We start from the raw sequence: 15,017 nt of genomic DNA, 5'->3' as shown, positions 1-15,017 counted from the left end.
TCGGTGATCGTGACCAGCAACAAGCCCTTCGGACGCTGGGGCGAGGTCTTCGGCGACGACACCGTCGCCGCCGCGATGATCGACCGCCTCGTCCACCACGCCGAGGTGATCTCGCTGAAGGGCGACAGCTATCGCATGCGCGGCCGCGACCTCGGACGGGTTCCCGCCGCCAACACGGGGGAATGAACAACATCAACTGACGCAGTGGGGGTCACTTTTCACCCGTCGGATGCGGCTCACAATTCAAGCGTCGCCGACAGTGATCTGCTTCTACGAGCAGATTGCGCAGTGAGTTGTCAGAGAGATGACGCAGCCCAGGGTCGATCCGTTGGGCGAGTTGTTGCCACGTGGTCGTACCGCCCCTGCGTGCGACCATGACTAACCCCTTACGGAGAGCCGTCGCCTGCCGACTACGTACACCTCTTACTTGCGGTGCGGAGACGGCAGGGGGCCTCCTCTCGCTGGCTTGCCGCTGCGCGGGGGCTGGTGCAGAGACGGGCGCGTCGAGCGCGACGCTCGGGCGCCACAATCCGGTGCGCTCCGCGTCCAGGCCGTTCAGCTGCGTTACCACGTCGGCCCGGACCGCCCAGTAGGCCTGCGCGGTTCCGATGGGGTCGGTGAGCAGGAGGCGCACGGCACCGGAGAGCTGGTAGACGAAGTCGTCGGAGGGCGGCGGCGTGTCGGCGGGGAGTGAGAGCAGCCCTCGGATAATCCGTTTGGCGGTGGGCTTCAAGTAGCCGACGTAGAGACGGCGGCCCTTCTCCTCGAACGGTGAATCCGTCGGTTCCGCTGCCTCGCCGTCGACAGCGAAAACGATTTGAGCTCCGGTCATGGGGAGACTCGCGGGGAGCGGGGCGTTGCGCATACCACCGACGCGTATCTTTCCGGCGGAACGCAGATTCTCCAAGGCCGGGGTCACCATGCCGTCCCTGGTCATCCGGCACGTGGCGAGAGGTTCCCACACGACCGGCCGGTCCGCGGTGATGGTTCCGATGAGAACCCGCCGGTCGGTGCCCTCTGTCTCACACCGAACCCGCAGCGCGTATCCCTGGCGCGCGACCATGTCGCGGGTGATCGTGTTCTCCGGTCCGAAGACCCACTCCACATGTCCTTCGCGGGCACCCAGGCTCTCAGCGGCCTTGCGCCAGCTCCGGTAGTCCTCGGGCCGGAGTTCGAAGCGCAGGTGTTGCTCCGTGGCCCGCAGCCAGAAATCGACGGCGTCGCCAGGTCCCGTACCGAGGGTGCGGAGAGACGCTTCGGCGGCGTGGCCCTGTCCGGTGAGCCAGTCCTTCACGTGCTGCTTGATGAACAGGTGGTCGGCGCCGTCGGCGCCCTCGGAGGTCCTGTGGCACTCGGCGCTGGTGCCGTACCGGTCCGGGTGGTGGGCGAAGTGGCAGACCTTGGTCTCGTACCTCTTGGTCATCAGCTTCTCGCCGCAGCCACCCAGGAGCGTGCCGCACCAGAAGTTCGTCTGGCCGTACTGACGGCGGAACTCGTCGAGGTTGTGTGCCTCCTCAGGGAGGATCACGGGGCGATCGCCGTCCTTGCCGCCCATGACCGCGGTCTGTATGAGTCGGGTGTCGATCTGGGGCATCTGCGTTCCTCCGGCGGCAGCTCGTGCGGTTCGTGGAGATCAGGGCGGTCGTCGCGAGAGCACGGGTGGTACGGCGTCGGGAAGTCCGTACCACCCGGTCCCGTCGGCGGCCTCAACGATGGACGGGCGCGTCGGCCAGGAGGTCAGGCGCCGGCGTTTCCGTCGGCAGCCCACTCGTTGGCGAAGTGCTCCATCTGCTTCAGGACGAGGTCGATAGCCGCGGGGGCCTGGGCCGGCGGGTAGCCGTGCCTGGCCAGGAGGCGCTTGATGGTGCTGCGGAGCTTGGCGCGGACGGGCTCGCGGGCAATCCAGTCGGGCTTGAGGTTCTTGCGGATCTGCACGACGAGATCGCGGGCGATACCGGAGAGGATCTCGTCGCCCATCAGCTCGCGCGCGGAGCCGAGGTCGGCGACGGCGTCGTAGAAAGCGAGTTCATCGTTGCTCAGGCGGGGGTCGAACTGGTCGCCGCGCTTCGCGTCGTTCGCGATTTCCTTGGCCATCTCCACCAGCTTGGCGATGATCTCCGCGCTGGTGAGCTGCTGCCGCATGTACTTGACCATGAGGTCCTGGAGGCGGTCGGAGAACGCGGTCTGCCGGACGATGTTGTGCCGGGTGACCTCGCGCATCTTCTGCTCGACGAGGCGACGCAGCGCTTCGGCGGCCAGGTGAGGCGTGTCGCTCTTCTGGAGTTGGACGACGAGGGCGTCGTTGAGGTGGGTCAGGTCGGCCGTCTCCAGGCCGGCCTCGGCGAAGAGGTCGGTCACTCCGCCGGTCTCGACGACCGCCGAGGTCAGCTGGGCGAGATACAGGGCGACGTCGCGGGCCACCGGCAGGCCGCGCGCCTCGCGGTCCATGGCGTCGAGCTTGGCCATGTAGGCGCGGACCTCGACGAGGAACTGGATGTCGCGCTTCCACTGCGGCTGGTCCGGGAACCGGGAGCCGATGTCGGCGGAGGAGCCGGCGAGCGCGAAGAAGCGCTCCAGGCGGTGGGCGTGCTCGCGGAAGCGGCGGCTCAGGGTCTCGTTGGGGTTGTCGAGCGTCTCCGGGTTGTTGCCTGGTGTGCGCGGGTCGCGGAGGTGGTTCGCGGTGCTGAGGGCCGCTTCGATGAACGCCCGCTGGGAGGGCTTGGCGAGACGGCCACGCCAGTCCCAGCCGTGCAGGATGCCGTCGAGAATCTCGTACTCGTTGCGCAGCTCGTCCAGCGCCCGGTCGATGTCCTGACCGAGTGTCCGGTCTTCCTGGTCGGGCTCGGAGTACTCGGCGATCGCCCGCTGGAGGTTCTCGGTGAGCGGGGCGTAGCCGACGAGGAGGCCGTCCTGCTTCGAGCGGAAGCGCCGGTTGACCCGGGCCAGGGCCTGCATCAGGTTGGCGCCCTTGAGCGGACGGTCCAGATACATGGTGTGGATCGGCGGGGCGTCGAAGCCGGTCAGGAGCATGTTGTTGACGATGAGGAGTTCCAGCGCGTCGTCAGGGTCCTTGGCCCGGTTGATGACGGCCTTGCGCTGGGATCCGCGCAGGGCGTGCGTGCGCAGGCGTTCGGGATCCTTGCGGGAGTCCGAGGAGAAGACGATCTTCATGGAGCCCTTGTCGACCTCATCGCTGTGCCACTCGGGACGCAGCTCGCGCAGGGCGTCGTACACGCTGACGCAGATGTCACGGGTGGCACAGACGATCATCGCCTTGCCGGCCGCGCCGCCGGGCTCCTCGGACACCCCGACGAACGCCTTCATGCGCTCGCGGCGGGCCTCCCAGTGCTCGACCAGGTCGGCCGTCAGATCGCGGATACGGGCCGGCGCGCCGTACATCGCGTTCATCGTGGCGACGAGCTGCTCGACGCGCTGGCGCTCGGTGTCGTCCAGGCCGTCGGTGATGCGGTCGGCCTCGGCGTCGATGGTGGTGGGATCGACGTCCCGGTCGAGGACGAGCTGGACAACGCGGCTCTCGTGGTAGACCTTCACGGTCGCGCCGTCGTCGGCGGCCCGCTTGAGGTCGTACACATCGATGTAGTCGCCGAAGACATCGCGGGTGTCGCGGTCGGCCTCGGAGATCGGGGTGCCGGTGAAGGCGAGGAGCGTGGCGTGCGGGAGCGCGTCGCGCAGGTGACGGGCGTAACCGTCGAGGTTGTCGTAGTGGCTGCGATGGGCCTCGTCGACGACGACGACGATGTTTCGCCGGTCGGAGAGGAGCGGGTGGTCCGTTCCCGACTCTTTCTCCTGCTTGGTCCTGCCGAACTTCTGGAGCGTGGTGAAGAGGATGCCGCCGGTGCGCTTGGCGGCGAGTTCCTCGCGCAGCTCGGCCCGGGTGGCGATCTGCCGAGGAGCCTCGGGCAGGACCTCGCTCTCCAGGAAGGTGGAGTACAGCTGGTCGTCGAGGTCGTTCCGGTCGGTGATGACCACGACGGTGGGGTTGTGCAGGAGGGGATCCCGGCTGACGAGATTCGTCGTCAGCACCATCTCCTCGGATTTCCCCGAGCCCTGGGTGTGCCAGACCACGCCCGCCCTGCCGTCGCTGGCCGCGGCGTCGCGGACGGCGTCGGCGGCGCGGGTGACCGCGAAGTACTGGTGAGGCTTGGCGATCCGCTTCATGCGCTTGGCGGGCACGAAGTTGATGAAGGACTTCACGAGCGAGAGGAACCGGGGCTGCGCGAAGAGCCCGTGCAGCGCAAGAGACTGACCCGTCTCGGCCAGACCGTCGCTCTCCAGCGTCTCCACGCGGGCCCCGAACTCGTCGGTGTTCCACGGGGCGAAGTGCTCGTATGGCGTGAAGGGGGTGCCGTACTTGGCGGTTATTCCGTCGGAGAGGAGGACCACCGCGTTGTACCGGAACGCGGTCGGGAACTCCTCGGCATACCGGCTGATCTGCGCGTGCGCGGTCTCGAGGGTGGCGTCCTCGTCGCCGGCCCGCTTCAGCTCGATGACGGCGAGCGGCAGGCCGTTGACGTAGAGGACAAGGTCGAAGCGACGGTTCCGCTCGCCGTCGATGACGGTGACCTGGCGGACAGCGCGGTAGGTGTTGGCGTCCGCGTCGTCGAGGTCGACGATACGGATCGTCGGGTTGTGCTCGGCTCCGAGGGCGTCGACGTACGTGACGGAGCGAATGCCGCCGGTCAGGAAGCCGTGCGCGGTCCGGTTCTCCTCGTACGCGTCCTGGGAGGCCGGCGTCGCGGCGGTCGCGACGGCGTCGCGCACGGCGTCGGGGGAGAGGGCGGGATTCAGCCGTTCGATCGCCTCGCGGAGATCGGAGTACAGGATCAGGTCGTCCCAGGACGCGCGGTGACCGGAACCGGGCGCGAGCTCGTTGCCCTCGGCCTTCGGCCAGTCGAGCTCCAGCAGTTCTTCGAGTGCGAGGAGCTCCCAGTCGATCTCCAGGGGGCGGTAGTTGTCCGTGCCGTGCTCGTTTCCACCGTGGGGCGTCATGCGAGATCCTCGACAATCTTCTCGGCGTCTCTGACGCGAAGGCGGCCCGACATGAGCTGCGGGAGGAGGTTGTCGCGGAGGGCGGCGAGGGTGCGGTTCTCCTTGCGCACCAGTGCGGTCTTCTCTGCCAAACTGTCGATCTGCTGTCCCTCTTCGCCAAACTGACGCGGGTCAACAACCTCGGTTGCGAGTGCCTCAGCAGGGCGAACCCGCTGATGGCTCTTCGAAGTTCCGGTAACGCGCGATGCTAGTACGAAGCGGAAATCTTGTTGCGCCACAACAGCCCAAAGCTGATGGGTCGACAATCCTGATCTGGGCGCGAGTACCAGGAATTCAGTTGACGCGAGCGCGGGAATTTCCTGATCAGGTTGCGCATCCCAGACGCGCGGAATTTCTGGATTCAGTTTCGAGAGAAGCACGGAATCCCCTCGGATCACAAATTTGTTGCTCTTGATACTCGCGGGGGAGACGCGGTCTGCCACTTTTTTGGCATCGAATGCCGGGAGGCTGTAGTGATCGACAATATCCACACCAAGTTCCTGCGGTGAGCACTGCTCTTTTCGCAAAAAGCAGACTTCCCCCAGCTGAATTCGCTGATCCCAGCGCACAGTGGACGCAATGGTCAACATTAGCTCTTCGGCCGTGGCGGCGATGCGCTCGTTAACGGCGATCTTGTCGTCTAGTGCCCCGAGAAGTGCGGCGATGGCCTGCTGCTGAAGAAAACCCGGATCGGGAATCCGCACTTTCAGCAGTTCTGGCTGTCGGATTCCGGACACGGTGGTACCACTTGAACGATTTTGGATGTCCGCTTTGACTGTAGCGGATTGGAAAGCGTAGTAGAGATATCGACTGTCCAATACACCGCACTTGCCGCGAAGGCCGTAGAGTCGCTGCGCGATCGCAAGGGGCTCATTATTGGGCACGAGGGCGCACTCGCCCAAGGGGGCTTCCGAGGTGAGGATTACATCATTCTTGCGCAACTCTTGTGGCATCCATGACGAGTACGTATCAGGAGAAATAAATCTCGCCTCATTGAGGTCGATCCTCCCACGCTTGATAGCTTTTGCGGAGATGGATGGGATCCCGGCAGGCGTGAACGGAGGATTCTTTCCTCGATTGTCGATAAGGAGTTCGAGGCAATCTCCCAGAATTAGCTCAAGCATCAACGCTCCCCAACTGTTCGCGCACCGTCTTCGCCAGCTCATCCGACCTGTCGAAGAGTCCGTACAACTCCCCCGTCAGCTTCGCGATCCTCTTCCCGACCGCTTCCGCACCTTCTTCCTCCACGTCGACCGCGCCCACGTACCGCCCCGGCGTCAGCACGTACCCGTGCTCACGGACCGTCGCAAGGTCCGCCGAGGCGCAGAACCCCGGCTCGTCGGCGTACGCCACGCCCAGCTCGCGCGCTGACTTCGTCCCGCGCCAGGCGTGGTACGCGTCCGCGATCTTCGCGAGGTCGACGGCCGGCAAGTCGCGCTCCGTCCGGTCGACCATCTCGCCCATGCCGCGCGCGTCGATGAAGAGGATCTCCCCGCGGCGGTCGGTCAGACGCTTCGCGCCCTGCGGGCCCTTGTCCTTGGCCAGGAACCACAGGCAGGCCGGGATCTGAGTCGTGCGGAACAGCTGCGACGGCAGGGCCACCATGCACGCCACCTGGTCGGCGTCGACCATCGCGCGCCGGATCTCCCCCTCGCCGCTCTGCTGGCTGCTCATCGAGCCGTTCGCGAGGACGACGCCGCCTGTGCCTCGCTCGCCAAGCTTGCTCAGGATGTGCTGAAGCCACGCGTAGTTCGCGTTGGCCCTCGGCGGGACCCCGTACTTCCAGCGCGGGTCGTTCTCGTTCCTCGACCAGTCCTTGATGTTGAACGGGGGGTTGGCCATGACGAAGTCGGCTTTGAGGTCCGGGTGCCGGTCCTGGTCGAAGGTGTCGCCCCAGCGGGTGGAGAGGTCCCCGTCGATGCCGTGGATGGCGAGGTTCATCTTGGCCAGGCGCCAGGTGCGCTCGTTGAGCTCCTGGCCGTAGACCGCGATGTCGGACTTGTGGCCGCGACCGCGGTGCGCCTCGATGAATTTGCCGGCCTGGACGAACATGCCGCCGGAGCCGCAGGCAGGGTCGTACACCCGGCCCTCGTACGGTTCCAGGATCTCGACGATGAGACGGACCACGCTGCTCGGCGTGTAGAACTCACCGCCGCGCTTGCCCTCCGCGCGGGCGAAGTTGCCGAGGAAGTACTCGTAGACCTCGCCGAGCACGTCCTGGGCCGGCTTGTCGTCGCTGCCGCCGCCGAAGCGGGCGTCGCTGATGAGGTCGACGAGCTCGGCCAGCCGCTTCTGGTCGACGTTGTCCCGGTTGAAGATCTTCGGGAGGACGGCGGTCAGTGAGGGGTTCGCCCGCATGATGACGTCCATGGCCTCGTCGAGGAGGAGGCCGACGCCCTTGCTCTTGGCGTTGGCAGCGATCCAGGACCAGCGGGCGGTCTCGGGGACCCAGAAGACGTTGTGGCCGGTGTACTCGTCTTGGTCCTCCAGGAACTCCGCTAGGCGGTCCTCGGAGATCCCGTCGTCGGCGAGCTCCTTGGCGAGCTGCTCGCGGCGCTCGTCGAAGGCGTCGGAGATGTACTTGAGGAAGATCAGACCGAGGACGAACTCCTTGTACTGGGCGGCGTCCATGGAGCCGCGCAGCTTGTCGGCGGCCTTCCAGAGGATGGCCTGGATCTCTTTCGCGGTCGAGGCGGTGAACAGTTCCACCTGGTCGACGGGCTTCTTCTGCCGGGGGGGCATGGGGTCTCGGGTCTCCTTAAAAGAGGTCAGGAACGGAAGGATGCGTGCGGTTCGATGAGCGTGAGGGTGCCGTCGGTGAGGCCGGCGGCGGTCAGCGCGGCCAGGTCGTCCAGAGCCGCGGTCTGCTGCCGGAGCAGGGCGGTGCGTCGGCCGATCTCGGCGAGGAGGGCCTCGTACCGGTCGGCTTCCTCCTGGTCCAGGTCGGGGATGGGGAGGTCCTCGATGCGGCGGGCCGCCCGGACCGCGCCACCGACCCGCGCGTACTCCGCCGCGGCGGCCCGGAGCAGCGCTGCGAGCACGCGCGGCCGTACGGGGCGCTCGGCGTCGGGCCGTACCCGCAGCACGCGCGCCGGGAAGCCGACCACCGACAGGCCCTCTTCGTCCACACACGCGCCGAACGACGGGGTGGCTGTAACCACCACGTCGCCGGGCTGGGTGAACTCGGCGTGCTCGTAGGCGGTGAGGAGCACCCCGCGATCGATCCGGCGGGCTCTTCCGGCGCCGAAGCCGGTGATCTCGTCGGGGGTCAGCACGGCGTAGTGGCCGTCGACGGTCAGATGCTCGGGGGCGATGCGGTGACCGGGCAACCGACGCAGACGACGCTGCTTGACGAGGACCGACACACTCGTGCGCCGGAAGGGACGCTCCTCGGGACGCAGGACGGCGTGCGCCTTGAGCTCGGCCGTGAGGGAGAGTTCGAGGCGCGTCTTGTCGGCGAGCTGGGCCAGACGCAGTTCCAGGTCCGAGATACGGGCCGGACGCTCCACGACCGCGCGCGTATAGCGACGGGCGGCTGTGCGGTGCTGGGGGGCGAAGGCGGTGCCGGGCCGGTCACGGAGTCCGGTCGCGGCGAGGATCTCGCCGTTGCGGGGCTCGTGGCGTCCGTCGGCTCTCCAACCAGCGGTGCGGAAGATGTCGAGGTCCTCGACCAGGGCGTCCAGGGAGGGCGCCGTGAGCGGCTTCGAGGAGAGGTCGGCGAGCAGGATCTGACCGCGCCGCTTGTCCTTCGGCGTACGGCATAGGACCCAGATTGCTGTGCGGTAGGCGGGACGGTATGGGACAGCGCCCTCGGGGAGGTTGACGGCAGCCTTGAGGAGGCCCTCGGTGAGGAAGGAGCGCCGCAGGCGGTCGGCCTCCTCCCGCGGGGGGAGCGCGTGGACGAGAGCGTCGGAAGGGCCGAGGACGACGGCCGTGCAGTGGTCGGTCAGCAGATCGGTGAGGTCCTGGACCTGCTGGAGAACGGCGAGCGGGCTCCGTGCCTCGGCCGCCCCGTAGGGAAGGACGCAGACGATGACGCGGGGGTACCCCCAGTCGTCGGTCGCCAGGTGCTGACCGTCGGCCATGTCCAGCTCGTACTCCTGGACGCCGCGGACGAGCATGCGGCGCCGCGCGAGACGGGCGAAGTCCTGGGTGGGTTCGGCGGCCAGGAAGAAGGGGCGAACCTCGGGGTCGGTCTGCGCGTGCAGGGCTACCAGGAGGTCGCCGCTGTTCGCGTAGGGAACGGCGACGATGAAGTCCTCCGCGTCCTCGTCCAGAGCGGCGATGCCGGAGAGACGGGCCAGAGTCGTGGTGACGGCGGATGCGGGCTCGTCCATGGCGAGGTCGTGGCAGCCCAGCCGGCGGCGGGCCTCCACGACCCACTCGACGGCCTCGGCGGGGGAGTAGGCCGCTTCGATGAGCTCGTCGGCGAGGCCTGCGAGAGCTGGCCCGGCCGCCTCGTCGGGGGTGAGCGCGAATACCTCCCGGCGGATGTACGTGTCCTCGAAGTCGATCTCGTCGGCCCGTTGCAGGAGCGCGTCCCAGCCGAGATCGGCCAGGGGCTCGTCCAGTTCGTGCCGCAGGTGGATCAGCGCCGTCACTCCGTCGAGCATCGTCCTGGCGGGCATTCGCCGGCACCAGGAGGACAGGGTGTGCAGAGCCAGTTCGGCCCGGAGCTGGCGAGCGTCGGTGTTGCCCCGGCCGGTGGTCAGGAGCCATTCGACGACAGCACGACCGTCGAAGACCGGACTGCCGCCCTCGTTACCTACGGGCTGCGGGAAGTCGGCGTGCCGGCGGGCCCAGGTGGTGACGACGGGCCGCTTGACCTGCGCGAGTGTTCCGATTTCCGCGTAACTGATCCGCCCGGACATAACCTCCGGCAGGATGGGAGCAGCCGCTCCATGCGCACCGGTCATTTCGCTCCGCTCCCTCCTCATGGACGCTCCCGACACCCTTCGCGGATGCGGTACCTCAGAACTCTGCACACAGTACTTGCCGAATCACTCATTCACCTTTAGAGGTCTGATAACCCGGGTTATCGACTTTCCAAGGCATCATGTGCCTTGAGTTCTGCCACTTTGGTCCCTGTCAGCACGACGACATCGATCGGGACACCGGCCTCATTCGAGTCCGGCACCGAACTGGCAGACCTGGAGACCGACATGACCTTTCCCCCGCTCCCTCAGCAGCCCAGCCCGACCCAGGCCCCCGGTTTCATGGACGTGCCGGGCGCGCCGAAGAAGGCGAGCCGTCGCAAGGCGTGGCTCACATACGGAGCGACAGCCCTCGTTTCGCTCCTGATCGGGGCCGGGATAGGCGGGCAGGGCGAATCGGGAGCGAAGGCTGCTCCCGGCTCCACCGGCGCCTCGCCGGCGCCCGCCGTGACGGTGACCGAGACGGCAGAGGCGGAAGCCGCTCCGGCGGTCACCGAGACCGTCGTGGAGACCGTCACCGCGGAGCCGGAGGAGACCGAGGAGGCCGGCCCCGCGACCAGCGTCAGCGGCGAAGGCGAGTACCTGGTCGGCGAGGACGTCAAGGCCGGGACGTACAAGAGCGCCGGCCCCTCCGGCGACTTCGGTTGCTACTGGGCCCGCCTCAAGGATGCCAGCGGCGAGTTCGAGGCGATCATCGCCAACAACAACCTGAGCGGCCCCGGACGGGTGACGCTCAACAAGGGCGAGTACTTCCAGACCAAGATGTGCCAGGAGTGGACGCGCGTCGGATGACGCTGCACGCCCTTTCGTAGTCCCCGTCACCGCCGCCGTCGACGGCGCTCGCTTCCGGCGAGCAGTGCGCGACAAATTCGGACGATTTAATTCCGCTTTCTACAACCGCAGCTGGCCGGGTGCCCGACTTCGCACACCCGGCCTCCGCCTGCCGGCCCCGCTCTCCGCTCTCGATTCGAGCCTCGTCCTTCCGCCTGTTTCCCGCATCCCCCTGATCGCCCGACCTGAAAGGAATGTGTGCCATGGTCCGAAACAAGAGCCTCGCGCAGCACCTGGCCGACGACTTCACGGCTCTCCAAGAGGCAGTGCTGCGGCGCATGAACGGCACGGCGGACGCGGCGACACTGGAAACGCTGGCCGACCCCGGTTTCGCCGAGCCGATCGCCGTCGCGCTCACCCACGCGTACATCCGGGCCCGCGGCGCGGTGCGCCGGGCGGAACTCGGACCCGGCCCGTCCGATCGTCTGAGGCCGCTGCGGAGGGAAGCCCGCAGGCTGGCCGCAGCCCGCGGCGAAGCCGAAGCCGCCTGCGGCCGGGTGCGTGGGCAAGCACACGCCGCGCTGAGTCGCCCCCCGGAGCGGCTGAACGTCCGCGTCACCCGAACGGTACTGCCGTCCGCCTACCAGGACTGCCTGCGGACCGCCTGCGCCGACCTCGGGCTACCCGAATCGGTCCTCAGCGTGCCCACTGGCACTGCTGGCGCGTGGGCCCGCGAGCACGGTGCCCTGACCGGCGAAGTCCCGGCCCCGGTACGAGAGCTGGTCGAGTGCGACGACGCGGTCTTCGTTGCCGCCCTGCTGCGGGACGCGCGGGAGGAGGAGGACGGCAGGCTCGCTCACGACGCGGTCGTCGAACGATGGCACCGGCTCGCCTCCGCGGCCCTCGCCTGGGGCCGCTACGCGATCGCGCAGGCGGAGCTTCGCGCCCTCGCCCGCCCGCCCCACGCGCGCCACGGGACACTCGACGCCCTGGAGGACGCGTACGCGGATCTGGCCGTGCTGGCCTGCCGAGCACGAGAGGCCAAGTACCTGGCCTTCCGGCTCTCCTGCCGGATTCGGCGCCTGGCGTCGATCGGTGACCTCGGCGCCAGGATCACCGCAGCGCACGTCACGGCGTACGCGCTGATGGCCGACCTCCGGCCCGAGGTGATCTCGGCGGTACAGGAGGCGGTCCAAGCCCATCAGGTTGGATGCGCGGACCGCCCCGCGAACTGCCCGCGATGCCACACCGCACTCGCCGGCACGCTGGTTTTGGCGGACCCGCCGAAGGAGGCAGGGCAGGAGAACGTTCCGCCTGTGGGGGAGGACCCGGACACGGCTTCGCCCCTTCCCGAAGCCGATGACCGGTACGCGCTCCTCACCGACCTGCCGCCCGGTGTCCGCGTCGTGGTCGCCGACGCCGCTCTCGGAGACGACTCCGCCGTGTGCGGATACGGCTGGGCCGCCGAGGACGGCACCACCGGCCTCGGCATCTCCATGGCCGCCAGCAGCGGCGAAGCCGAGATCATTGGCATCTGTGAAGCGGCGCTTTCGGCCCTGCGCGCGGACGACGACGCGCAGGTCGTTGTCCTGTGCGACAGCAAGCAGGCCGTCACGTGCCTCCACACGGCCCTCGCCGAGGGATCGCCCGACCCCGCACACCGGGCCCTGCTCTTCCCCGAAAGCCGCAACCTTCTCGAACGGCTCCTCCCGCACGCCGGACGCGTCGACGTCCGCTGGCTCAAGGGCCACATAGGCCACGAACTCAACGAGACCGCCGACGCCCTCGCCAACCTCGCCCTGCGCCGGGCGACCGGCCGCATCGCCGAGCGCACCGCCTGGCGCGCCATCGACGACGCCGTCAAGAAGCTGCCCCACGCCCCGACCGTCACCGCGGCCTAAACCCACCCCCCCGGCCGTCTCCTTCCACCGCGTTCTCCTCGTAAGGCCCGATCTCTTGTCCACCGCCTGCGTTTCACGCGCCCTCAACACTCCGGAGGCCCCTCATGGCACCCACCACCGTCTCGCGCACCCTTTACCGGCTTCACGGCGTGGCCCCCACCAGGGAAGCCATGTACGACGCCCTTGATCACGACTACCTGAGCGCACTCGGCGCGGAACTGCACACGCCGGACGGCCTCGGAGTGCCGGCGGTCTACCTCACCTGCGGCATGGAGCAGGATGAGGCCGGCTGGTGCGAGCAGATGGCCCGCACCACCGGCATCCCCGTCACCGAGGCTGTACGTCGCACCGCTGCCCTGCTGCTGCTCGCCGTCGACGGCCAGGTGTACGCCATCGGCTGTGACCAGGGGTACCGGCTCATCCCCGAGCAGCTCAAGGACAAGCGGTTCGGCCTGTCCTTCGCGATCCGGGAGATCGACCCGACCCTCGTCCGCGGTGCCGTCTCCGGAATTATCGGTCAGGCTCGCACGGACATCTCCCTTGTTCCCAACGGTGCTCCCGTGCCCGCGCTCGGCCTCAGCGATCACACCCGGATCGTGCGCAGTCTCGGCGGCTACCTCAACGACGCTCCGCTCACGCGGACCCTCAAGGGCAGGGCCGGAGGATTCACCGTGCTGGGCGGCTGCGGACTGCGCCTGCCCCTCGGAGTTGAGCCAGCGGACCTGGTCTCCGACATCCGCCAGATCGCCCGCGCCTGCACCGAACGCCTGCCGCATCAGGACCTCGAGTTCGTCGAGCACATCATCCCGGTCAGGGACGTGACCGTCCTCACCGAGCTCGAGCGGGCGCTGGACGACCAGCTCGGCCTGCCCGCCGACGGCCGTATCGCCGAGACCGTGCCCTTCGACCACCTGCGCAACGACGCGGAGGCCGCCACCTACCGCACGCGGATCAACAGCGACGGGAGCTTCGAGTCGGACGCGTTCGACCTCGGCTACGTGCTCGGCCGCGTCCGGTATCTCCCCTCCGGGAGCCGCCTCGAAGCCCTCAAGTCCGGCACCGTCAAGCTCCTTCGGGAGCGCCGCAGGCGGAGCGCGCCGGACGACGTGATTGCCACTGTCGGAACCCTGCGCTGGATCGAGGCCACCGTCTCCCTCGGCTCCCACGTGTTCTGCCTGCTGGACGGCGAGTGGTATGAGTTCGGGGCGGCGTACCTTGCCTCCCTCCACAGCGAGGTGCAGCGGCTGTTCGCTCCGGTTCCTTCTGTCGTCCTGCCGGCCTGGCCTCGCGGAATGTCGGAGACTCCCTACAACAAGAAGACGGCCCGGACCGTCGGCTGGGAAGACTGGGTCGTGCTCGACTGCAAGACCATCCCCAACCCGGCGAAGCCCAGCGACCAGATCGAGATCTGTGACTTCCTGACCCAGGACGACACGCTCGTCCTCGTCAAGCAGGCCCGTGGCTCCGGTGCCCTCAGCCACCTCTACAACCAGGCACGGGTAGCCGTCGAGGTTCTGTACGACTCCGCGGGCGCCCGCGCGAACTTCGCCCAGCGCGTTCACAGCGCGAGCGACGGCCGGCGCACGCTGCCCTACGACTTCCTCCCCAAGCGCCTCGTCCTCGCCATCCACCTGAAGACCGGAGCCGAACTCACCCCTGATTCCCTCTTCGGTTTCTCCCAGATCACCCTCGCTCAGACCGCGAAGGCGCTGGCCGCACGCGGCGTCTCGCTTGAGGTCGTGGGCATCAGCGCAGCCGGATCGGCCGCTGACGACGGTCTTGCCGACGCCGCGTAGGTAGTGCCCCAGGGATCTGCCCAACGGCAGACCGCGCCCTGGCGGAAGGTGACAGCCCGCCGCTGCAAGAACCGTGGACCGGTCTCACGTAGCGCCCTACGCAGGCCTCGGGACCTACAGCGGAACCGTAGACCGGACGGAGCGATCGTGGCCTCGACGAGGCCCTCACGCTCGACGTCCGTAGACCCTGAGCCCGTACTGCCCGGCATGCCGGGTGTCGGCTCAACGACAGGAAGAACGCCGATGAAGACCACAGACCAGCACGCGGTGGACACCAACAAGGACGCGGTGCTGTTCACCGCCCGACTGGCCGCCGTCGGAGTTTTGCTCCTGACCGCGCTGTACGCACCCGGCGAGACCAGCGAACGCGCATTCCGGCTGCTGGACTTGATGAAGGATAGTCCCGAGCCCCCGCCACCAGCGCCCTCAGCCTCGGCCCGGCGCCGCGGCCAGCCGGGAGGGCGCTGACGGACGATCCCCCGCCCCTTCCAGCGTCCGAGCCGGGGACCGATCTACCGTGCAACCATGACGCCCGAGCCCTGCCCGTCGGCGCTCCCACGTCTCCT

10 protein-coding genes are annotated in these 15,017 nt (G+C 68.1%); 5 read left to right on the top strand and 5 right to left on the bottom strand.

The features are described from left to right. On the top strand, window positions 1–186 hold a 186-nt coding region (locus tag ACWGH0_RS13940; protein WP_453404387.1), incomplete at its 5' end, for an ATP-binding protein. A 25-nt stretch (window positions 187–211) separates the two neighbouring features. Here ACWGH0_RS13940 and ACWGH0_RS13935 read toward each other — a convergent pair. The 5 genes from ACWGH0_RS13935 to ACWGH0_RS13915 all read right to left on the bottom strand — a co-directional run bounded on the left by ACWGH0_RS13935 (window position 212) and on the right by ACWGH0_RS13915 (window position 9,965). Next, window positions 212–1,594 (bottom strand): hypothetical protein, encoded by a 1,383-nt coding sequence (locus ACWGH0_RS13935; protein ID WP_453404386.1) that lies wholly within the window; start codon window positions 1,592–1,594, stop codon window positions 212–214. 143 nt (window positions 1,595–1,737) lie between these two features. After that, a complete protein-coding gene (locus ACWGH0_RS13930; RefSeq protein WP_453404385.1) occupies window positions 1,738–5,010 on the bottom strand; it encodes a type I restriction endonuclease subunit R in 3,273 nt (1,090 codons plus the stop codon). Next, on the bottom strand, window positions 5,007–6,173 hold the full coding sequence (locus tag ACWGH0_RS13925) for a restriction endonuclease subunit S (RefSeq protein ID WP_453404384.1): 1,167 nt from the start codon (window positions 6,171–6,173) through the stop codon (window positions 5,007–5,009). The genes ACWGH0_RS13930 and ACWGH0_RS13925 overlap by 4 nt, the downstream gene beginning before the upstream one ends. Beyond that, on the bottom strand, window positions 6,166–7,791 hold the full coding sequence (locus ACWGH0_RS13920; protein WP_453404383.1) for a class I SAM-dependent DNA methyltransferase: 1,626 nt from the start codon (window positions 7,789–7,791) through the stop codon (window positions 6,166–6,168). The genes ACWGH0_RS13925 and ACWGH0_RS13920 overlap by 8 nt, the downstream gene beginning before the upstream one ends. A gap of 26 nt (window positions 7,792–7,817) precedes the next feature. Continuing rightward, on the bottom strand, window positions 7,818–9,965 hold the full coding sequence (locus tag ACWGH0_RS13915; RefSeq protein ID WP_453404382.1) for a hypothetical protein: 2,148 nt from the start codon (window positions 9,963–9,965) through the stop codon (window positions 7,818–7,820). A gap of 246 nt (window positions 9,966–10,211) precedes the next feature. Between ACWGH0_RS13915 and ACWGH0_RS13910 the strand changes: the two genes are divergently transcribed. The 4 genes from ACWGH0_RS13910 to ACWGH0_RS13895 all read left to right on the top strand — a co-directional run bounded on the left by ACWGH0_RS13910 (window position 10,212) and on the right by ACWGH0_RS13895 (window position 14,919). Continuing rightward, on the top strand, window positions 10,212–10,775 hold the full coding sequence (locus ACWGH0_RS13910; protein ID WP_453404381.1) for a hypothetical protein: 564 nt from the start codon (window positions 10,212–10,214) through the stop codon (window positions 10,773–10,775). Between the two features lie 242 nt (window positions 10,776–11,017). Continuing rightward, on the top strand, window positions 11,018–12,655 hold the full coding sequence (locus ACWGH0_RS13905) for an RNase H family protein (RefSeq protein ID WP_453404380.1): 1,638 nt from the start codon (window positions 11,018–11,020) through the stop codon (window positions 12,653–12,655). Between the two features lie 104 nt (window positions 12,656–12,759). Further along, entirely contained in the window at window positions 12,760–14,451 is a 1,692-nt protein-coding gene (locus ACWGH0_RS13900) for a TIGR04141 family sporadically distributed protein (RefSeq protein WP_453404379.1), read from the top strand. 243 nt (window positions 14,452–14,694) lie between these two features. Further along, entirely contained in the window at window positions 14,695–14,919 is a 225-nt protein-coding gene (locus ACWGH0_RS13895; RefSeq protein WP_351283695.1) for a hypothetical protein, read from the top strand. Window positions 14,920–15,017 lie beyond the last annotated feature (98 nt).

Source organism: Streptomyces sp. NPDC054887 (assembly GCF_053610585.1).
This window is presented reverse-complemented; position numbering and strand designations above follow the sequence as displayed.